Genomic DNA, 18,788 nt, shown 5'->3' with positions numbered 1-18,788 from the left:
GCGCGCCGGTGCGCCATGACCTCCAGCGGTTTACAAGCACGCGCTGTCGCGCCTAGGCTGCGGCTCCCCTGCTGCCGAACTGGACGTCCGACATGCGCTCTGCCCTCCTGCTGCTGCCGCTGCTGTTGCTGCCCCTGCTGGCCACCGCGGCCGAGCGCCCGTCAGGTGAAGACGATGCGGCGGTGATCGGCGCCGGTTTCATGGACAGCCACCCGGACATGATGTACCGGCAATGGGGCGTCAACGCGCTGCGTCGCAACGATGTCAACGGCGCGATGGACAACTTCCGGCTGGCCGCGCGGTATGCGGACAAGCCTGCCCAGGGCTACCTCGGCGAGATGTACTGGTACGGGGTAGAGCAGCCGCGCAATCCGGTCATGGCCTATGCCTGGATGGAGGTGGCGGCCGAACGTGGCTATCCGTTGTTCGTCGAGCTGCGCAACGAGTACTGGGCCACGCTGCCGCTGGAGCAGCATGATGCGGCGCGCGCGCAGGCAAGCGCGCTGCGCGCCGAGTATGGTGACGAAGTCGCGCGCCCACGCATGGCCGAAGTGCTCAGAAAGGGGCGCCGCGAGATGACCGGCAGCCGCGTCGGCTCGATGTCCAACAACGTCGACATCGTGTACATGGACGGCGGAATCTCCCGCACCATCAAGGCCGATCGCCTCTACGACCCGAAGTACTGGGACCCGAAGCAGTACGAACGCTGGCAGGACGAAACCTGGATGAAGATCCGCCGGGGCACGGTGGAAGTGGGTGTGCCGACCCAGTCGCACGCCACCGACAGCAAGCCTTGAAACAACGGTGCCGGCATGTAGCCGGCACCGGGCCGCATCCATTCAGTACAGCGTGCGCTCCGGCGCACCTGCCGGCGGCGGGGTGTACTGGTACAGCCAGGTCTCGGTGAGGGTCTTGCCGCCACTGCGCAGGAACAGGCGGATGTCGATCTGCTCGGTGCTGCCTTCCGGCGGCACCAGGTCGAACATCGCGCGGTAGCCGTTGATCTCGCGCAGCGGGCGCGCCGACACGATCTCGACCCGGCCACGGCTGGCTTCCACCACGGCCTCGACCTCACCCTTGTCGATCAGCCTGGCCAGTTCGCCGCCTTCGAAGTCCACCGCGAAGCGCCAGCTGAAATACTCGCGCTTCTTGCCGACCACGCCGCCCAGGCCGGTGCGGCTGGCCACGCAGTGCGCCAGCGGCGGCCGTGCCGGCGGCTCGGCGCCCCAGTACAGGCGGTAGCCGACCAGCAGCTCCTGGCCCGGCTGCGGCTTTTCCTTCGGGTTCCAGAACGCCACGATGTTGTCGAAGGTCTCGTCCACGGTGGGAATCTCCACCAGCTGCACCGAGCCCTCGCCCCATTCGCCCTTCGGCTCCACCCACAGGCAGGGGCGCTTCTCGTAGAACACGCCGTCGTCCTGGTAGTGGTCGAAGTTGCGGTCGCGCTGCAGCAGGCCGAAACCACGCGGGTTGCGGTCGACGAACATGTTGAAGCGCAGGTTGCGCGGATTCAGCAGCGGTCGCCAGATCCATTCGCCGGCACCGGTCCACAGCGACAGGCCGTCGGTGTCGTGGATCTCCGGGCGCCAGTCCCATGCCATGCGGCGGTCGTTCTCGCCCACCTGGTACATGCTGGTGCACGGGGCGATGCCCAGCCGCTCGATCGCCTTGCGCGGGTACAGCGCGCTGTCGATGTCCATCAGCAGCACATCACCATTGGTGATGGCGAAGCGGTAGGCACCGGCCACGCTGGGCGAATCCAGCAGGCCGTAGACCACGATCGTCTCCGAATCGGCCGACGGCTGCTCCAGGTAGTAGGCGATGAAGTCCGGGAATTCCTCCGGCTTGCCCATGCCGGTGTCGATCGCCAGGCCGCGCGCGGACTGGCCGTACTGGCCTTCCTTGCCGACCGCGCGGAAGTAGCTGGCGCCGAGGAAGGCGGCGAAGTCGCGGTCGGTGTCCTTGCGGGTGTTCAGGCGGAAGCCAGCGAAGCCCAGATCTGCCGGCAGCTCGCCGTCCTTGATGCCGCTCTTGCCGTAGTTGAACGCCGCGCCGTCATAGGCCAGCTCCTGCGCCTTGCCGTCGACCACGTCGAACATGCGCACCGGCGAGTGGAAGTACAGGCCCAGGTGGAAGAACTTGGCCTGGAACTTGCCCGGCTGGTCAGCCCACAGCGCATGGTCCTGGCGGTAGCCGATCGACTGGTACTGGTCCCAGTCCAGGCCTTCCAGGCGGCCCGGCAGCACCCGCTTGTGGCTCTTGTAGGGTGCCTGTGCCAGCGCGCGCGCCTGGCCCTTCAGGGTGGCGAAGTCGAACGGCTGCGGCTGGCCGAGGCGGCGCAGGCCCATCTGGCCGCTCTTGCTGGCCGCGCACGCGGGCAGGGACGGCAGGCCGAATGCAGCCAGGGCGAGGGAGGCATTGCGGATGAAGTCGCGTCGTTGCATGCAGGCGCGTCAGGCACAGAGGGAAGGTCGGCCATCATAGGCAGACAAACGTTAACGGGCAGCGGAGACGTGCCCTGCCCGTTCAGCTGCCGCTGGCCGCCCGCCTCAGCGCTGGCAGTGGCTGCACCAGACGCTGGCGCGCTGGCCGATGGTGGCGTGCTTCAGCGCGCGGCCACAGTTCGGGCAGGGCAGCCCGTCGCGGCCGTACACCAGCAGTTCCTGTTCGAAGTAGCCCGGTGCGCCGTCAGGGCTGATGAAATCGCGCAGGGTGGTGCCGCCACGGGTGATGGCGTAACCGAGGATTTCCTTCACCGCGTCGGCCAGCCGCTGATAGCGCCCGCGCGAGATCTTGCCGGCCTCGCGCAGTGGACTGATGCCGGCCTTGAACAGGCTCTCGGCGGCGTAGATGTTGCCCACGCCCACCACCACCGCCTGGTCCATCAGGAAGGTCTTCACCGGCGCGCTGCGGCCACGGCTGCGGGCGAACAGGTAGTCGCCGTCGAACGCGTCGTCCAGCGGCTCCGGGCCCAGCCCCTGCAGCAGCGGATGGACCTCACCGGCGGGCTGCCAGAGCAGGCTGCCGAAGCGGCGCGGGTCGTTGAAGCGCAGCAGGCGGCCGTTGTCCAGGCTGATGTCGACGTGGTCGTGGGCGCGTACCGGCGTATCACCGGGCAGCACACGCAGGCTGCCGGACATGCCCAGGTGCAGCACCGCGCTGCCGATGGCGGTATCCAGCAGCAGGTACTTGGCGCGCCGGCGGATCTCCTCGATGCGCTGCCCCGGCAGCAGCTCGGCCACTTCCGGCGGAATCGGCCAGCGCAGGTCGGCGCGACGCAGGATCACGCCATGCACGCGGCGACCCTGCAGGTGCGGCGCCAGGCCGCGGCGGGTGGTTTCGACTTCGGGCAGTTCAGGCATGAACCGATTCTACGCCCGCTCAGCGTGGCGGTGCCGCCAGTTCACGGGCATCCAGGACGCCATCACCGTTGGCATCCTGCTTGTGGAAACGCTGCACGATCACCTGCCGCTGCTGCTCGCGGCTGATCGCCCTGCCCTTGCCGCCGGGCAGCTCGTCTGCGCTCAGCACGCCATCGCCATTGCGGTCCATGCGATCGAAGGCATACAGCATCCACTGCACGTACTCGGCCTCGCTGACCCTGCCGTCGCCATCGCTGTCCATCCGCTGCAGGTAGCTGGTGGTGTCGGTGACCTGGGCCAGCGCCACGCCCGGCAACAGCACCGCCAGCAGAAGCCCGTACCCTGCCCTCACGCGCCCACCAGGCTGTAGCCCTTCAACCGTGCGGCATAGGCCTGCAGCGCGGCGATCCCGCTTTCCTCGGCCTCACGGCACCAGGCCTGCAACTGATGCAGGCGCTCGGCGGCATCGTGGCCGCGGGCCTCGAGCAGCGCCGCCAGCCGCGCGCGGTACTCGACCAGGGTGCGGATGCGCGGGCGCTGTGCCACCCATTCGCTGAGCTGGGCACGACTGTCCGGCTTCAGCCAGCGGCCATCGTTGACCAGGCCACGGCGCAGCCGGCGTGGCAGCAGGCGGCGCAGCTTGGCCCCGGCCTGCACGGCTTCCTCGCGCAGGGCCGGCATGAACACATTGCGCTGGTAATCGGTCATCGCCTGGAAGCGGTGCGACAGCAGCGCCTTCAGGGTTTCGGCATCGGGCACGGCGATGTTCGGGCGCACGTCCATGGCCGGCGCCACCCGCAGCACCCTGGCCAGGCGCAGCGCCTGCAGCAGGCGGATCGCACTCCAGCCGATATCGAACTCCCAGCGCCGCATCGCGAAGCGCGCCGAACTGGGGAAGGCATGATGGTTGTTGTGCAGCTCCTCGCCACCGATCCAGAACCCCCACGGCGTGAGATTGGTGGAGGTGTCGGCGGACTCGTAGTTGCGGTAGCCCCACCAGTGTCCCAGGCCATTGACCACGCCCGCGGCCCAGAACGGGATCCATGCCATCTGGATCGCCCACAGGGCCACGCCCGGCAGGCCAAACAACACGGTATTGATCGCGAACAGCAGCACCGGCCCCAACGTGGCATGCGGGGTATACAGGCGGCGCTCGATCGCATCATCCGGGGTACCGCGCCCGTACTGCTCGATGTCCGCGCGCATGCCACGCGCTTCGCGGTACAACTCCACGCCGTGCCAGAACACCTTGCCGATGCCACGGGTGACCGGGCTGTGCGGGTCGTCCTCGGTCTCCACCTTGGCGTGGTGCTTGCGGTGGATGGCCACCCACTCGCGGGTGATCATCGAGGTGGTCAGCCACAGCCAGAAGCGGAACACATGGGCCAGCGCCGGGTGGAAATCGACCCCACGATGGGCCTGGCTGCGGTGCAGGTACAGGGTCACCGAGAAGATGGTGATCTGAGTGAAGACCAGCAGCACCGCCAGCATGGCCCACCAGCCCAGGCCGAGCACACCACCGGTCAACAGGGACATCAGGGCATCTGGCATGACGGCTCTCCGGGTCGACGCGGGGATGGCAGACATCATGGGCGCTTGCGTTGCAAACTGCATCCCTGCGGCGATGCTCTGCATCGCCATCCGAGGCACCGTTCACAGTTGGGGACCTGAGTTGTCGAGCCTTGATCCACGCGCCAGCGCCATGACCGCCGCCCCGCCCCTGGCGGAGCAGCCCCCCTTGATCGAACTGGACCGCGCCACCGTGGTACGCGGCCAGGTGAAGGTGCTGCACGGGCTCAGCCTGCGCATCGCGCAGGGCCAGCACACCGCCCTGCTCGGCCCCAACGGCTGCGGCAAGTCCACCTTCATCAAGCTGATCACCCGCGAGCTGTACCCGCTGGCCCAGGGCGACGGCACGGTGGCGGTGAAGGTGCTGGGCCAGAACCGCTGGCAGGTGGATCGCCTGCGCTCGCAGCTGGGCATCGTCACCGGCGACCTCAGCAGCAACCTGGCCGACATGCCGGGGCTGACCGTGGAACAGGCGGTGCTGTCCGGCTTCTTCGCCAGCTACGTGGTGCCGGCCTTTCGCGAGGTGACCGCCGACATGCGTGCACGCGTCGGCGAGACACTGGCGATGACCGGCGCGCTGTCGCTGCGTGAGCGCGCCTACGCCGAGCTGTCGGCCGGCGAGACCCGCCGCGTGCTGATCGCCCGCGCGCTGGTCAACCGGCCGCAGGCACTGCTGCTGGATGAGCCCTCCACCGGCTTGGATCTGGTCGCCCGCGAGCAGCTGGTGGCGACCATGCGGGTACTGGCGCAGCAGGGCATCACTCTGGTGCTGGTGACCCACCACATCGAAGAGATCATTCCCGAGATCGAACGGGTGGTGCTGCTGCGCGACGGCCGCGTACTGGCCGATGGCACCCGCGCCGAGCTGCTGCGCAATGAACCGCTGTCGGCGGTGTTCGGCGGCGCGATCACGGTGGTCGAACAGGAAGGCCGACTGACCGCGTACGCGGGATAGACAGATGCATCGCTCTCCGTAACCGTCTGTAGAGTCGAGCCATGCTCGACTGCCGTTCGCCGCGAGCAGAAGCAGCCGAGCATGGCTCGGCTCTACAGAAGGCGGGGCAGCGGGCCGGATGTTCCGGCCCGCCACCGCTTTGCTCAGAACCGCAACGCCAGTGCGCGCGACTCGATCGGTGCCATCCGGCTCTGGTCCTGCAGCTGCAGGTCGCGCAGCTCGTACGGCGCACCGAAGCCGGCCGGCAATGCGGCCTGGTCGAACGGCAGCACCAGCTGGCCTGCGCCCGGGCCATCGAACCACGCGGCCGCATGTGCCTGTGCCACCGGCTTCAACTGGCCATCGCGGGCCGTGGCGTACAGCGTGCCCCGCGCCTCATAGCGTCCGGCCGCGGCCACCTGCAGCGGCAGTGCCACCTGACGACTGGCCGGGTCCGGCGCGGCCTGTCCACTGAAGCGGGCAGTCGGCCGTGCCACCGCAAAGGCGACCTTGCCATCGCGCAGCACACCGTCGGCCTGGGCGAACACCTGCAATTCCCACAGCCCCTGCACGCTGCCGACATCGGCCGGGATCCGCACCTGCGCGCGCAGGCTGCCATCGGTGGTGCGCAGCAACCGCTGCGGCCAGCTGCGGCCATCCGGTGCGACCAGCAGGGCTTCACCGCCCAGCCCACCACGACGCGATGCCAGCTGCGCGGTGGTGGTGCCGTCTTCCAGCAGGCGTGCCTGCAGCTGCACGTTGCCGCCGGCCAGCACCTGCGCCTGGTTGGCCTGCACCTCAAGGCGTAGCGGGCTGTTCGGCTCCAGCACCTGCACCACGTAGCGGCCCTGGGCCTGCGCGCTCTGCAGCGTGTACGCACCGACCGCACTGGTCGCGCCGGTACGCAGCATGCTGCTGCCATCGCTCACCGGCATGCCGGCATCCTGCAGCGCGCGCGCATCGACACTGCGCGCCACGCTGCTGCGGCCGGCCGGGTCGCGCACCTGCAAAGTGTTGGCCGGCAGCGCGCGGGCACCTGCGGTCGGGCTCAGCTGGATCACCGCATCCGGCGCCGTCAGTGGCAGGTCGAGGCCTCGCTGCAGCTGCGTGCCATCAACCTGCTGCCAGTAGCTGCGGCTGACCGAGGCATACGGCGTAGCCGCCTGCAGCGGTTGTGCGGGGTCCAGCGCCCAGGCAAAGGCCAGTGGCGCGTGTTCGCTCTCATCGGTGGGAAGCGGCGCGGCTACCAGGGCGGCAGGCACCTGATCGCCCGCACGGGCGGCCTGCAGCGGCTGCGCGGCCTGCGCTACGGAAAGGGACAGCACTGCCAGGGTGGCGCCGGCCAGCAGGGTGGATTGAATCGTCATGGTCGTCTCCCTCACTGGGTCAGGTCGTTGCGCAGCAGGGTGCCGAGGCCGAAGCACTCGCGGCGGCTCTGGTTGTGGCTGAGCGGTTCTGCACCCTGGGTACGCGCCTTGTCGGTGAACCAGGTGGTGCCGGCGGCCTTCTGGCTGCTGCACTCCAGGAAGCCATCGGAGCAGGACGACAGCCAGTTCTGGGTGAACTCCAGGCCGACGTTGGCGGCATAGCCACCGCAGTAGCTGTTGCTGTCCCACACCGCCGATTCCACATCGCTGCCCACCACCGCGCGGAACGGTTTGGGCAGCGCCGGGCGGCCAGCGGTGCCGTAGAGGTTCTGCGCGTTGTAGGTGGCCATGCTCGCCACCTGCTGCTGGCGCACGGCGTCGTTCTTGTAGCCCAGCAGCCAGCCCAGCGAGGTTTCAAAGGTGTTGCCGTTGAGCACCGCATCGGCCAACGGCGTGCCGGCCGAAGACGGTGCCAGCGCGTTGACCTTGCGCACCGTGCGGATGATCTTCGGATAGCGGCTGTCATAGGTCGGGTTGGACAGGATCCAGCGCATCACGTTGCCGCCGTTGGAGTGGGTGATCACCACCAGCTGGGTGATGCCACGGCTGTCGATGAAGCCGGTCAGCTGATTGGCCAGGCAGCCGGCCGCTTCCGGCTTCCACATGTACTGGGTGAAGTCACAGTTGATGACGACGTAGTTGCTGCTGTTCGGCAGGCCCTGGCGCACGGTGTCGATGATCGCCGGCTGCCAGTAGTCCTGGGTGGCGTTGGTCTGTGCGCCGGTGCCATGCACAAAGGCCACACCGACCACGTCGGCCGCCTGTGCCGGCGCGGTTGCCAGCCCGAGGAGCAGGGCCAGGACGGTACTTCCTGTTGCGGTGCTGCGCATCGCTTCTCTCCCTCTGTCAACGGATCCCCCCGACCCGGCTGGAACTGGACGGCCCCTGGTGCTTGCCGTTGTGCCGATGCTCGCGGCGAGGCCGCGTGAAAGTCCGTGCGCTGCGCCCGGATTCAGGAGACTGACGTCACTCGATGACGCTTTTCATATCGCCGGGATGACCATGCCGGGTCTGGCCGTATGACCGATGGCCACTGCGGTGTCGTATACGGGCTGCGATCATGGCGCGATGTTTTTCCTCCGGAGCCTGTCCATGTCGCTGATTTCCCACCCTGCCCGCCCGCTGCTCGGCCTTGCCGTCATCGCGGCCCTGGCCGGTTGTGCCGCCACCGCCGCCAAGCCGACCGCCGTCGAAGCCAACATCACCACCAAGGCGGTGGGCTATCTGGACAAGAGCGCGGTACCGGCCAGCCTCGACCTGGTGCCAGCACCGCCGGTGGCCGGTTCGGCCGCCCTCGCCCTCGACGAACAGGTCAGCCGTGAAGCCCGCGCGCTGCGTGGCAGCCCGCGCTTCGCCCAGGCCGGTGTCGATGCGGAACTCGGCTTCCCGGAAGGCGCCAACCACTTCTCCTGCGCCGCCGACATCGACGTCGATGCGGTGAAGACCCCGGCGCTGTACCGCCTGCTGGAGCGCAGCCGGATCGACGCCAGCGCCGCCACCAAGGCCGCCAAGAACCACTACCAGCGCCCGCGCCCGTTCATGGTCAATGGTGAACCGACCTGCTCGCCGAAGGACGAAGAAGGCCTGCGCAAGAACGGCTCGTACCCGTCCGGCCACACCTCGATCGGCTGGGCCTGGGCCCTGATCCTGTCGGAGATCGCACCGGATCGCGCCGATGCGATCCAGGCGCGCGGCCGCAACTACGGCGAGAGCCGCCTGGTGTGCAACGTGCACTGGCAGAGCGACATCCTCGAAGGCCGCTTCATGGGCGCTGCCGCCGTGGCCCGCCTGCACGACAACGCCGCGTTCAACAAGGACCTGCTGGCCGCACGCAAGGAGATCGCTGCCGCGCGCAAGGCCGGCCTGCACTCCAGCCGCGACTGCGCGGCCGAGGAAGCGGTGCTGAAGGTGCGCCCGCAGAGCGCGCTGTAAGCGCCTGGCGGTTCAATTGTTACCGGCCAGCGGCCGGCACTACCGATGGGTGTAAAGCAGAAGGGCCGGCATTGCGCCGGCCCTTCTTCATTGCATCTACGCGGTCACCGCATCAGAACTTCGCGGTGAACTCCACGCCCCAGGTACGCGGCTCGTTGAGGAAGCCGGTCAGGTTGTTGAAGTCGATCGCGCCGACCACGCGGGTCTGGTTGGTCAGGTTGCGGCCGAACACGGCCACGTCGTACTGGCCGTAATCCCAGTTGTAGCCCAGGCGCAGGCCGCCTTCCAGCGAACTACGGCCGCGGAATTCCGGCGACTCGTAGATGAAGAAGTTCACTGCGCTGCGGTAGGCCCAGTCGGTGTAGGCATACAGCTCGCTGCCATCGCTGAGCGGGAAGCCGACGCGCAGGGTCGCGTTGTGGATCCACTTCGGCGCCTGCGGCAGCGGGTTGCCGTTGACCAGTGCGTAGGTGCCACCGTTGATGACGGTGGTCGGGTCATTGATGGTGCAGCCACCGCCGCAGATCGCTACCGCCAGATCCTTGTCCTTGATCTCGGTGTCGTTGTAGCTGCTGCCGAAGGTCAGCAGGACGTTGTCGGCCAGATAGGCTTCCAGGTCCAGCTCCACGCCCTGGCCGATGGTCTTGTCAGCGTTGAGCAGGGTGGCGGTGTTGTTGGTGCCGCCCACCGCGATCAACTGCTGGCCGTCAACGTTGTAGCGGAACACGCTCAGGCCCAGGCGCGCGCGGCGCTCGAACAGGTCGGCCTTGATGCCGGCTTCGTACGAGATCACCTTCTCCGAATCGGCCTGCGACAGGCCCGGCGCGAAGGCCAGGCGGCCCTGGATCGACGGCGCACGGAAGCCCTTGGCCACGCGGGCGTAGGCATTCACGTTGTCGGTCAGCTTGTACACGCCGCTGACATCCCAGCTGACGTCGTTGACGTCGGTGTTGGCCAGGTACGGGCCACTGACCGGGGTGCCGAACGGAAGGACGGCCTGCAGCACGCTGGCGTTGAAGTCCTTCTTGTCCTGGGTGTAGCGCACGCCGGCACGCAGCTTGAAGCGGTCGGTGACATCAAAGTCACCCGAGGCAAATACCGCCCATGCCTTGTTGCGCTGGTTCTGCACCACGTGGCCGGTCTGCGGGTTGCCCGGCTTCAACGAGTTGTAGTTGAAGTTGTTGATGGTCACGTCTTCGTCGAAATAGAAGACGCCGGCCTGCCAGTCGAAGCGACCCCATTCGTTGGATTCGACGCGGAACTCCTGCGTCCACTGGCGATGGTGCGGCAGGCCGTCGGCCGACTCCGACGAGAACGGGATGAAGCCCGGCCCATAGTTGCCAGCGCCCAGCGATGCGTCGCCGTAGCCACCGTCGATGTCACCACGATTGAGCGATTCGGCGGTTTCATAACCGGTGATCGAGTGCAGGGTCACCGAACCGAGGTTCCACTGCAGGCGCGCACTGCCGCCCCAGGTCTTCAGGTCGGAGAAGTTGACGCCATCGTTGGCCACCTTGTCGCGATCGAAGTTCTCGACCAGGCCGTTGCCACCCGTCTGGATGATGTTGGCACGGAACAGGCGGGCGGTGCCGTTGAGCTTGCGCTTGTGCAGGTTGAACAGTGCTTCGAAGTCGTCGCCTTCGTACAGGAACTGCACGCGGCCGGCGGCTTCGTCATAACCTTCGAAACCGCTGTTGGGCGCACCGGCGCGGGTGTTGTCGACCCAGTCGTCACGGCGCTGGTAGATGGCCGAGACGCGTGCCGACCAGCGGTCGGTCAGCGGGCCGCCATAGGCGCCCTGCACGTTCCAGCTGTTGTAGCTGCCATAGCCCACGCGCACGTAGCCGTCAGCATCCTGCGAAGGGCGCGCCGAATCGAACTTGACCACGCCGGCCGGGGTATTGCGGCCGAACAGCGTGCCCTGCGGGCCGCGCAGCACTTCCACATTGGCCAGGTCGAACAGCGGGAAGCCCTTCAGCAGCGGGCTTTCCTGCACCACGTCGTCGTACACCAGCGACACCGGCTGCGACGCATTGAGGTCGAAGTCGGTGTTGCCCAGGCCACGGATGTAGAAGCGCGGGAAGGCACGGCCGTAGGACGACTCGATGTTGAGGCTGGGCACGCGCGCGGCCAGGAAGCGGATGTCATCGCCCGCCGAACCCAGCACATCGAGCTTCTCGCCCTGGATCGCGCTGATCGCGACCGGCACGTCCTTGGCGTTCTCGACGCGGCGCTGCGCGGTCACCTGCAGGGCATCAAGGGCAACCGGATCCTTGGCAGCGGGAGTTTCCTGGGCGGCTGCTACCAGCGGCAACAGGGCGGAAAGAGCGGCAACGAGGGGGCGCGCGACCGGAAGGCGGCCACGGGAAGTGCGGGTCGGAGACATGGCGGTAGGCTGTGTTTGGAGGGGTGGTAAAACGGCGCTACCAGATAATTGTTGCAATACAGCACCTGCCCCGCAAATGCCTGCCGTTCATGGCCGCGTCGCTCCGGCCCCCGCGCCCTCGCTAGACTCGGGGTTTTCCAGCCCTGCAGAGCCGCCGCGATGACCCAGTGGTACTTCCATGCCTCCGCCCAGGCCGAGCGTATCGGCCCGCTTGATGACGAGTCCGCGCGCCGTTATGCGCAGGCCAACCCGCGCGCCCTGGCCTGGTGCCAGGGCATGAGTGGGTGGACCTCGATTGCCGAGGTGCCCGAACTGCAGTCCGCGGCCCCGGGCATGCCGAACACCCCGCCGCCGGTCCCCGCCGCGGCCAGCGGCCGCGCCGACGACATCGAGTTCCGCATCGTCGGCCATGAAATGCAGTTCGTGGAGATCGAGCTCGACCCCGGTGAGAGCGCCATTGCCGAGGCCGGCGCATTGATGTTCAAGGATGCCACCGTGCAGATGGACACGGTGTTCGGCGCCGCCAACGGCGACCAGGGCGGCGGCTTCATGGGCAAGGTGATGGCCGCCGGCAAGCGCGTGCTGACCGGCGAGAGCCTGTTCGCCACCGTCTACACCCAGAGCGGCCACGGCAAGGGCAAGGTCGCCTTCGCCGCGCCCTACCCCGGCACCGTGCTGGCAATGAAGCTGGACCAGCATGGCGGCCGCCTGATCTGCCAGAAGGACAGCTTCCTGGCCGGCGCGCGCGGCGTGCAGATCGGCGTGCAGTTCCAGCGCAAGATCATGACCGGCCTGTTCGGCGGCGAAGGTTTCATCATGCAGAAGCTGGAAGGCGACGGCTGGGTGTTCATCCATGCCGGCGGTTGCGTGGTGGAGCGCGAGCTGGCCGCCGGCGAGCGGCTGGATGTGGATACCGGCTGCGTGGTGGCCTACCACCCGACCGTAGACATGGATGTACGCCGGGTGGCCGGCATCAAGAGCATGCTGTTCGGCGGCGAAGGCGTGTTCCTGGCCACGCTGACCGGTCCGGGCAAGGTCTGGCTGCAGTCGCTGCCGTTCTCGCGTCTGGCCGGCCGCATGTGGATGGCCGCGCCGCAGGGCGGTGGCCAGAACCGCGGCGAAGGCTCGGTGCTGGGCGGCCTGGGCCGGATGCTGGACGGCGACAACCGGTTCTGACCGCCCCCGGTCGTGCCGGCCGCTGGCCGGCAGCCTCATGAACCGTTGCCAGGTTCCCAATGATTGCCGGCCAGCGGCCGGCACTACCTTTATGAATGGGCGATGTTTCCTACCCTGCCCGCCCCGCCACGGCTTCGGTATGCTGGCGCCCTTTCCTGAATCCGGCGCCGCGAGCGCACTGCCGATGAGCCTGTTCCGCCCCCGCATGCTGCTGTCCGTCGCCCTGATCGGCCTGCTGGCCGGCTGCGGTGGCGACCCGGTCCGCCCCACACCGCCGCCGGCGCCGACCGTGGTGCCGCAGGCCAAGCCGGTGAAGATCGGCATCGCCCTCGGTGGTGGCGCAGCCAAGGGCTTCGCCCACATCGGCGTGATCAAGATGCTGGAGGCCAACGGCTTCGAACCGGCCGTGGTGTCCGGCACCAGCGCCGGCAGCGTGGTCGGTGCGCTGTACGCCAGCGGCATGGACGCGTTCCAGATGCAGAGCAAGGCAGTCGCCCTGGACGAAGCCAGCATCCGCGACGTGCGCCTGTTCTCCGGCGGCCTGGTGCAGGGCCAGAAGCTGCAGGACTACGTCAACGAGCAGGTCGCCAACCGTCCTGCCGAGCGCCTGAAGAAGCCGTTCGCCGCCGTCGCCACCCAGCTCGAAACCGGCGAGCGCTCGATTTTCGTGCGCGGCAACGTCGGCCAGGCGGTGCGCGCGTCCAGCAGCATTCCCGGTGTGTTCGAACCGGTGAAGATCGGTGGCCGCAACTACATCGATGGCGGCGTGGTCAGCCCGGTGCCGGTGGATGCCGCGCGCCAGCTCGGCGCCGACTTCGTGATCGCCGTGGACATCTCCAGCAAGGCCAGCGGCAAGGCGCCGACCGACATGCTGGGCATCGTCAACCAGTCCATCTCGATCATGGGCCAGCGCCTGGGCGAGCAGGAACTGGCACGCGCCGACATCGTCATCCGCCCGAAGGTGCTGGACATCGGCGCCGCCGATTTCAGCCAGCGTGGCACCGCCATCCTGGAAGGCGAAAAGGCCGCGATGGCAGCCATGCCGCAGATCCGCGCCAAGATCCAGCAGCTGCAGCGCGCACGTGCCGCGGCGGCCGCACCGGCACCGGTGGCCGCGCCGAAGTGCGAGGAAGCCTCGCGCCTGGGCAAGCTGATGGGCCGCAAGGACAAGTGCTGACCTGAGCCAGCGTGTCGCTGCCAGACAGCGACGCGCGTGCTAGCGCGCGGGCCGGTAACCGCTGGCCTGCTGCTGCTCGCGCCTGCGCATCTGGCGGGCCTGCTCCTGCAGTGTCGCCGTGTGCTGCAGCTGTTCCATGCCATCGGCCGGTACGTGCAGCTGGCGTCGCGCACGGGTCAGCGCCAGATAGACCGCGCGCACCGGGTTGTGCCAGATGCGCCCGCCCTGCCCCGCACTGAAGCAACCGGGCGACAGCGAGACCACGTCGAACTGCAGGTTCTTCGCGTGTTCGGCCAGGCACAGCGCCACCCGCCCTTCAGCGGGCGTGTCCTGGTCATCGAGCGCTTGCAGCAGTGACTGCACCCGATCGGCAGACGCAAACAGTTCGACCAGCGCGCCCTGCCCTTCGTCGGCCTGCGTGGCCAGGAAGCGCTCCCATTCCTGGTCCGATGCGCTGTCGCGGCGCCGGCGCCACGCATCCAGTGGCCGCTGCAGCACGCTGCGCAGCGCGCGCAGCGATGCCGGATGCAGGTAGGGCCGCAGCCCGAGTGCGTGCAGCTGTGCCGCGTCCAGGGCCAGATCGGCGACGCTGCCATGGATGCGCAGGCCCTCGCTCGGCACCTGCGCCCAGTCGCGGTAATGCAGCACACCGGTGGCGCGGTCGGTGGCACCGACGAACGGCCCACTGTCCTGGCCCAGTCCATCCAGTGCCAGGGTCTGGTTGACCAGGCCCTCGACCTGGTTGCCCTGGCGCACCGACTGGTGCATTTCCAGCACCTTCGACGCGGCCCAGCGCGGCACCGTACCGGTCAGGCACTGGTGCGGATCACCCAGGCTGACCACGCCAGGCGCATGGCCGGCCAGCAACTGCTTCCACGACGGGCTCAGGTCATGCGCCTCGTCCACCAGCAGCATGCCCATGTCCAGCGGCGGGGTGACGCCGCGCAGGGCCAACCACTTGCCGATGTGCGCCGGGCTGAGGCTCAGCAGCGTGCCCCGCTGCAGTTCGGCGTCGAACATGCAGCGCCAGACGTGCTCGGCGGCCGCCATGTACGGCGACACATCGAGCATCGCGGCAGGCACCGAACGGTCGAAATGCTGGAAGGCCATGCGCGGCGCGGACGAGGCGCACCAACGGTTGATGGCCTCGAATGCGGTCAGCAGCACCTGCTCCGGGCTGCGCCCACCGATGCCCTGCAGGCCGATGCGGCCGGCAATCTCGCGCGGCGTACGGGTGCTGCGCCGGTAGCTGGCAACGAAGCCACCGGTCTGGCCGCTGCGCGCGGCGTGCTGGGCCACGCGGTTGGCGAACTCGATCTGGGTCAGCAGGCGCACCGCAGTGCTGGTCGGCACGCGGGCGCGGAAGGCTTCCACCTGCCCACGCGAGGGCGCCACGTAGGTGTAGCGGCCCGGCCGCGCATCCATCAGCGCCAGCACCAGGTGGCCCTTGCCGGTGCCGGCATAGCCATCGAGGTCGATCAGCTCATCGGGGTTGGCGGCGATGGCGCGCAGCACGCGGGCCTGCTCGGAGGTGTACAGGCCATGGTGTTCGACCGACCGTGCATCCTCGGCGACAACCTCATCCTGCGTGGCCTCGTCATCGTCACTGGAAAAGGTGGCGGGAAAGCGGATCTCATGTTCGACCAGGGTTTCCTGACAGGCCTGCTGCAGGGCCAGGCCCGGATACTCCCGTGGCGACTGCGCGATGACGTCCTGCAGGATCTCCGCCGGTGCCAGCAGCACGCCGTGGGCAGCCAATGCGCTCAGCCAGGCATCCAGTTCCGGTTGGCCACCGCCACCGGGCCCGGCCAGCTGTGCAGCCGCACCTTCGTTGCCGGCAAACAACGCGCAGGCATCATGCAGCAGGCGCTCGATCTCGGCCGCCGGATGCAGGCGCGTCCGGCACAGCTGCGCGGCCATCAGCCCGGCCTGCTCCACTGCGGTCTGCGGTGGCGTGCCATGGGCAACGTAGCGCGCCAGCGACTTGCGCTGCAGCGGCAGGAACGTGGTGGTGGGCAGCGGGTGCTGGAGTTCGGGCATGCGTGGAACCGGAAAGGAACGCTGCGACGCGCGCAGGGCGGAGATGCTCGGCTACCCGCCCGGCGCCGTCAAATCGCAGCGGCGCGTTCATTCCAGCTGCGAAAGCGGCAATGCCTGGAAGCCCTTCACCGTGCGCAGCACGAAGCTGGAATTGGCATCGGCCACGCCACCGGCGTTGAGCAGCCGGTCCAGCAGGAAGTGCGAGAAGTGCTCCAGGTCGCGCACGTAGACGTGCAGCAGGTAGTCCATGTCGCCGGTCAGTGCATGGCAGGCCACCACTTCATCCCAGCCCTGCACGCTGTCCACGAAGTGGCCGATGGCGGCCTGGTCGTGCTTTTCCAGCTGCACGCGCACGAAGGCCTGCAGGCCCAGCCGCAGCTGGCGCGGTTCCAGCCGCGCGCCATAGCCGACGATAACGCCCTCGCTTTCCAGCCGCTGCAGGCGCCGCAGGCAGGCCGAGGGTGAGAGGTTCACCCGCGTCGCCAGCTCGGCGTTGGTGGCGCGCCCATCCCGCTGGATTTCAGCGAGCAGGCGTATATCCGTGCGATCGAACTGGACTTCTCCGGCCATTGTTGCCCCGCAACATGGTGAGTACGCAAGGATATTGCGCCAACAATGCCAATCGGCGCAACTTTTGCAACCCTGTTGCGCGCGCCCTGCCCTAGCATCGTGGGTATCCCGTCAAGGAGTGCCCCATGGACCTCGCCCAGCCCCGCCGCGTCGAACACCAGCAGACCGACAAGGGCTACGTGCCGGTGTATACCACCGCGCTCGTCGAGCAGCCGTGGGACACCTACAGCGCCGACGACCACGCCACCTGGAGCACGCTGTACCAGCGCCAGCGCGAGCTGCTGGTCGGCCGCGCCTGCCAGGAATTCCTGGATGCACAGGACGAGATGGGCATGAGCGCGCACATGATTCCGCGCTTCGACCAGCTCAACGAAGTGCTCGGCGCCGCCACCGGCTGGACCCTGGTCGGCGTGGAAGGCCTGCTGCCGGAACTGGACTTCTTCGACCACCTGGCCAACCGTCGTTTCCCGGTGACCTGGTGGATCCGTCGCCCGGACCAGATCGATTACATCGCCGAACCGGACCTGTTCCACGATCTGTTCGGCCATGTGCCGCTGCTGATGAACCCGGTGTTCGCCGACTACATGGAGGCGTACGGCCGTGGCGGCGTCAAAGCCCACGCGATCGGCCCGGACGCGCTGCAGAACCTGACCCGCCTGTACTGGTACACGGTGGAGTTCGGCCTGATCGATACGCCCGAAGGCCTGCGCATCTACGGCGCCGGCATCGTGTCGTCGAAGGGCGAATCGCTGTACTCGCTGGAATCGGCCGCGCCCAACCGCATCGGCTTCGACCTGCAGCGGATCATGCGCACGAAGTACCGCATCGACACCTTCCAGAAGACCTACTTCGTCATCGACAGCTTCGAACAGCTGATGCAGGCGACCTCGCCGGACTTCACCCCGATCTACGCGGCGCTGTCTGATCAGGCGCATCTGCCGGCGGGCGATGTGCAGGGCGATGACCGCGTGTTCCAGAAGGGCACCGGCGAAGGCTGGGCCGACGGCGGCGACGTGTAGGCGAACGGCACACACCGCTCCGTACTGAAAACGGCGCACCTGGATGCGCCGTTTTCGTTGCTGCCTGCCTGCACCGTCACGGCAGTGCAGGCGATGGCAGGGCGATCAGGCGTCCACGGCCCGGCAGGAACCGCGCACCATCAGCTGCGGATGCACGCTGGTTGCGGTCGGCGCATCCGGCACGTCAGCCTGCACCAGCATCGCCGCCGCCATGCGCCCGATGTCGGACACATGGCGGCGCACCGAGGTCAGCGGCGGCCACAGCCGCGACGCCAGCGGGCTGTCGTCGTAGCTGACGATCGACAACTGCTGCGGCACCGCGATGCCCGCACGCAACGCCACCTGGTACACGCCGGCAGCCATTTCGTCGTTGCCGGCAAAGATCGCACTGGGCCGCTGTCCGCCCATCAGCAGCCGTTCGGCGGCATGCACGCCCGACTCGAACGTATCGCCCGCTTCCAGCACGCGTTCACCCGGCAGGGTCAGGCCCACCTGCGCCAGCCGATCGAGGAAGCCATGAGTGCGCTCGCGTGCGGTACGGCGGTCACCCGGACCGGCAATCACCGCGATGTCGCGGTGGCCGAGCGAGAGCAGGTAGCCCGCTGCCGCGGCTGCACCGTCGCGATCATGGGTGACCACGGCCTGTGCCTCGTCATCCGACACATGCGCGTTGATGCGGACGTAGCGGCATTCAATGCCGTCGAGCATCTCCGTCAACGCAGCCGACTCGGAGGCACGCGGGCCCAGGATCACGCCGTGCAGCTTCTGCTGCTGCACGAAGCGCCGCACGCCGTACGCACAGTCCGGAGCCAGGCTGTCGCAGGGATGCACGACCAGTTCATAGCCGGTGCCGCGCAGCGCTTCCAGCGCGCCGTGCTGCAGGTCGACGATGCATTGGGCGCCCGGGTCGTCATACACCAGGCCGATCAGGAAGGAGCGGCGGAACGCGAGGCCGCGCGCCAGGGGGTCGGGCACGTAACCGACCTCGCGCATCAACGCCTCGACCTTGTCGCGGGTGTCTTTGCGCACCAGCGGCGAGTTGTTGATGATTCTTGAAACCGTTTTCTTGGAAACTCCCGACAGTCGTGCGATGTCGTTGATCGTGGCAGCCTTGCCCTTCGATGCCGGCAACGCGGCATCGCTAATAATTCGCACTGACATGTATAGAACCAGGTAATTCGGAGAATTCTAGCCTT

Annotated in this window: 16 protein-coding genes; 6 read left to right on the top strand and 10 right to left on the bottom strand. The window is 68.0% G+C overall.

Translation table 11 applies throughout. The features are described from left to right. The first annotated feature begins 92 nt into the window (after positions 1-92). The gene (locus ACZK33_RS00350) at positions 93-797 is read left to right on the top strand and encodes an SEL1-like repeat protein (RefSeq protein WP_032128680.1); all 705 of its coding nucleotides are present in this window, start codon (positions 93-95) and stop codon (positions 795-797) included. Between the two features lie 42 nt (positions 798-839). Here the strand turns inward: ACZK33_RS00350 and ACZK33_RS00345 are convergent, their stop codons facing one another. The 4 genes from ACZK33_RS00345 to ACZK33_RS00330 all read right to left on the bottom strand — a co-directional run bounded on the left by ACZK33_RS00345 (position 840) and on the right by ACZK33_RS00330 (position 4,913). Next, positions 840-2,444 (bottom strand): OpgD/OpgG family glucan biosynthesis protein, encoded by a 1,605-nt coding sequence (locus ACZK33_RS00345; RefSeq protein WP_012509627.1) that lies wholly within the window; start codon positions 2,442-2,444, stop codon positions 840-842. A gap of 105 nt (positions 2,445-2,549) precedes the next feature. Next, positions 2,550-3,362 carry a bifunctional DNA-formamidopyrimidine glycosylase/DNA-(apurinic or apyrimidinic site) lyase gene (gene mutM, locus ACZK33_RS00340; RefSeq protein ID WP_032128679.1) on the bottom strand — a complete coding sequence of 271 codons (813 nt, stop codon included), beginning with the start codon at positions 3,360-3,362 and terminating at the stop codon, positions 2,550-2,552. Between the two features lie 19 nt (positions 3,363-3,381). Further along, positions 3,382-3,714, bottom strand: a complete 333-nt coding sequence (locus ACZK33_RS00335) for an EF-hand domain-containing protein (protein WP_329894394.1) — start codon at positions 3,712-3,714, stop codon at positions 3,382-3,384. Further along, on the bottom strand, positions 3,711-4,913 hold the full coding sequence (locus tag ACZK33_RS00330) for a DesA family fatty acid desaturase (RefSeq protein ID WP_182266985.1): 1,203 nt from the start codon (positions 4,911-4,913) through the stop codon (positions 3,711-3,713). The genes ACZK33_RS00335 and ACZK33_RS00330 overlap by 4 nt, the downstream gene beginning before the upstream one ends. Positions 4,914-5,064: 151 nt before the next feature. Here ACZK33_RS00330 and ACZK33_RS00325 point away from each other — a divergent pair, with 151 nt between their 5' ends. Then, a complete protein-coding gene (locus tag ACZK33_RS00325; protein WP_107432555.1) occupies positions 5,065-5,886 on the top strand; it encodes an ABC transporter ATP-binding protein in 822 nt (273 codons plus the stop codon). A gap of 143 nt (positions 5,887-6,029) precedes the next feature. Here the strand turns inward: ACZK33_RS00325 and ACZK33_RS00320 are convergent, their stop codons facing one another. After that, on the bottom strand, positions 6,030-7,232 hold the full coding sequence (locus tag ACZK33_RS00320) for a DUF4785 domain-containing protein (RefSeq protein ID WP_423174601.1): 1,203 nt from the start codon (positions 7,230-7,232) through the stop codon (positions 6,030-6,032). Positions 7,233-7,243: 11 nt separating this feature from the next. Then, a complete protein-coding gene (locus ACZK33_RS00315; RefSeq protein WP_032128674.1) occupies positions 7,244-8,122 on the bottom strand; it encodes a hypothetical protein in 879 nt (292 codons plus the stop codon). A gap of 262 nt (positions 8,123-8,384) precedes the next feature. On the opposite strand from ACZK33_RS00315, the gene ACZK33_RS00310 reads away from it, so the two are divergent. Continuing rightward, positions 8,385-9,224 carry an acid phosphatase gene (locus ACZK33_RS00310; protein ID WP_049399001.1) on the top strand — a complete coding sequence of 280 codons (840 nt, stop codon included), beginning with the start codon at positions 8,385-8,387 and terminating at the stop codon, positions 9,222-9,224. Positions 9,225-9,336: 112 nt separating this feature from the next. On the opposite strand, the gene ACZK33_RS00305 is transcribed toward ACZK33_RS00310, so the two are convergent. Further along, a complete protein-coding gene (locus ACZK33_RS00305; RefSeq protein ID WP_423174602.1) occupies positions 9,337-11,610 on the bottom strand; it encodes a TonB-dependent receptor in 2,274 nt (757 codons plus the stop codon). Between the two features lie 159 nt (positions 11,611-11,769). Here ACZK33_RS00305 and ACZK33_RS00300 point away from each other — a divergent pair, with 159 nt between their 5' ends. Both ACZK33_RS00300 and ACZK33_RS00295 read left to right on the top strand, forming a co-directional pair. Then, positions 11,770-12,786 (top strand): TIGR00266 family protein, encoded by a 1,017-nt coding sequence (locus ACZK33_RS00300; protein WP_329810949.1) that lies wholly within the window; start codon positions 11,770-11,772, stop codon positions 12,784-12,786. A 184-nt stretch (positions 12,787-12,970) separates the two neighbouring features. Continuing rightward, complete coding sequence (locus tag ACZK33_RS00295; protein WP_049399033.1) at positions 12,971-13,963, top strand: patatin-like phospholipase family protein; 993 nt, start codon at positions 12,971-12,973, stop codon at positions 13,961-13,963. A gap of 39 nt (positions 13,964-14,002) precedes the next feature. On the opposite strand, the gene ACZK33_RS00290 is transcribed toward ACZK33_RS00295, so the two are convergent. Both ACZK33_RS00290 and ACZK33_RS00285 read right to left on the bottom strand, forming a co-directional pair. Beyond that, positions 14,003-16,003: a hypothetical protein gene (locus ACZK33_RS00290; protein ID WP_423174603.1), complete on the bottom strand. Its 2,001-nt coding sequence runs from the start codon at positions 16,001-16,003 to the stop codon at positions 14,003-14,005. A gap of 87 nt (positions 16,004-16,090) precedes the next feature. Then, entirely contained in the window at positions 16,091-16,573 is a 483-nt protein-coding gene (locus tag ACZK33_RS00285; RefSeq protein ID WP_004153377.1) for an Lrp/AsnC family transcriptional regulator, read from the bottom strand. Positions 16,574-16,698: 125 nt separating this feature from the next. On the opposite strand from ACZK33_RS00285, the gene phhA reads away from it, so the two are divergent. Then, complete coding sequence (phhA, locus tag ACZK33_RS00280) at positions 16,699-17,592, top strand: phenylalanine 4-monooxygenase (RefSeq protein ID WP_049422366.1); 894 nt, start codon at positions 16,699-16,701, stop codon at positions 17,590-17,592. Positions 17,593-17,697: 105 nt separating this feature from the next. Here phhA and ACZK33_RS00275 read toward each other — a convergent pair whose 3' ends face one another. Next, complete coding sequence (locus ACZK33_RS00275; RefSeq protein WP_032129266.1) at positions 17,698-18,753, bottom strand: LacI family DNA-binding transcriptional regulator; 1,056 nt, start codon at positions 18,751-18,753, stop codon at positions 17,698-17,700. Between the last annotated feature and the right edge of the window lie 35 nt (positions 18,754-18,788).

The sequence above is a fragment of the Stenotrophomonas sp. 86156_Sma genome, from assembly GCF_056481625.1.
The sequence above is the reverse complement of the archived record's forward strand: the minus strand, read 5'-3'. Positions and strand labels throughout refer to the sequence as shown.

Excerpts from the sequence above, each read along its gene's own strand:
- ACZK33_RS00295 (WP_049399033.1), top strand. The coding sequence starts at position 12,971 with ATGAGCCTGTTCCGCCCCCGCATGCTGCTGTCCGTCGCCCTGATCGGC.
- ACZK33_RS00330 (WP_182266985.1), bottom strand. The coding sequence starts at position 4,913 with ATGCCAGATGCCCTGATGTCCCTGTTGACCGGTGGTGTGCTCGGCCTG.
- ACZK33_RS00325 (WP_107432555.1), top strand. The coding sequence starts at position 5,065 with ATGACCGCCGCCCCGCCCCTGGCGGAGCAGCCCCCCTTGATCGAACTG.
- ACZK33_RS00305 (WP_423174602.1), bottom strand. The coding sequence starts at position 11,610 with ATGTCTCCGACCCGCACTTCCCGTGGCCGCCTTCCGGTCGCGCGCCCC.
- ACZK33_RS00290 (WP_423174603.1), bottom strand. The coding sequence starts at position 16,003 with ATGCCCGAACTCCAGCACCCGCTGCCCACCACCACGTTCCTGCCGCTG.
- ACZK33_RS00310 (WP_049399001.1), top strand. The coding sequence starts at position 8,385 with ATGTCGCTGATTTCCCACCCTGCCCGCCCGCTGCTCGGCCTTGCCGTC.
- ACZK33_RS00345 (WP_012509627.1), bottom strand. The coding sequence starts at position 2,444 with ATGCAACGACGCGACTTCATCCGCAATGCCTCCCTCGCCCTGGCTGCA.
- phhA (WP_049422366.1), top strand. The coding sequence starts at position 16,699 with ATGGACCTCGCCCAGCCCCGCCGCGTCGAACACCAGCAGACCGACAAG.
- ACZK33_RS00275 (WP_032129266.1), bottom strand. The coding sequence starts at position 18,753 with ATGTCAGTGCGAATTATTAGCGATGCCGCGTTGCCGGCATCGAAGGGC.
- mutM (WP_032128679.1), bottom strand. The coding sequence starts at position 3,362 with ATGCCTGAACTGCCCGAAGTCGAAACCACCCGCCGCGGCCTGGCGCCG.
- ACZK33_RS00285 (WP_004153377.1), bottom strand. The coding sequence starts at position 16,573 with ATGGCCGGAGAAGTCCAGTTCGATCGCACGGATATACGCCTGCTCGCT.
- ACZK33_RS00300 (WP_329810949.1), top strand. The coding sequence starts at position 11,770 with ATGACCCAGTGGTACTTCCATGCCTCCGCCCAGGCCGAGCGTATCGGC.
- ACZK33_RS00350 (WP_032128680.1), top strand. The coding sequence starts at position 93 with ATGCGCTCTGCCCTCCTGCTGCTGCCGCTGCTGTTGCTGCCCCTGCTG.
- ACZK33_RS00320 (WP_423174601.1), bottom strand. The coding sequence starts at position 7,232 with ATGACGATTCAATCCACCCTGCTGGCCGGCGCCACCCTGGCAGTGCTG.
- ACZK33_RS00315 (WP_032128674.1), bottom strand. The coding sequence starts at position 8,122 with ATGCGCAGCACCGCAACAGGAAGTACCGTCCTGGCCCTGCTCCTCGGG.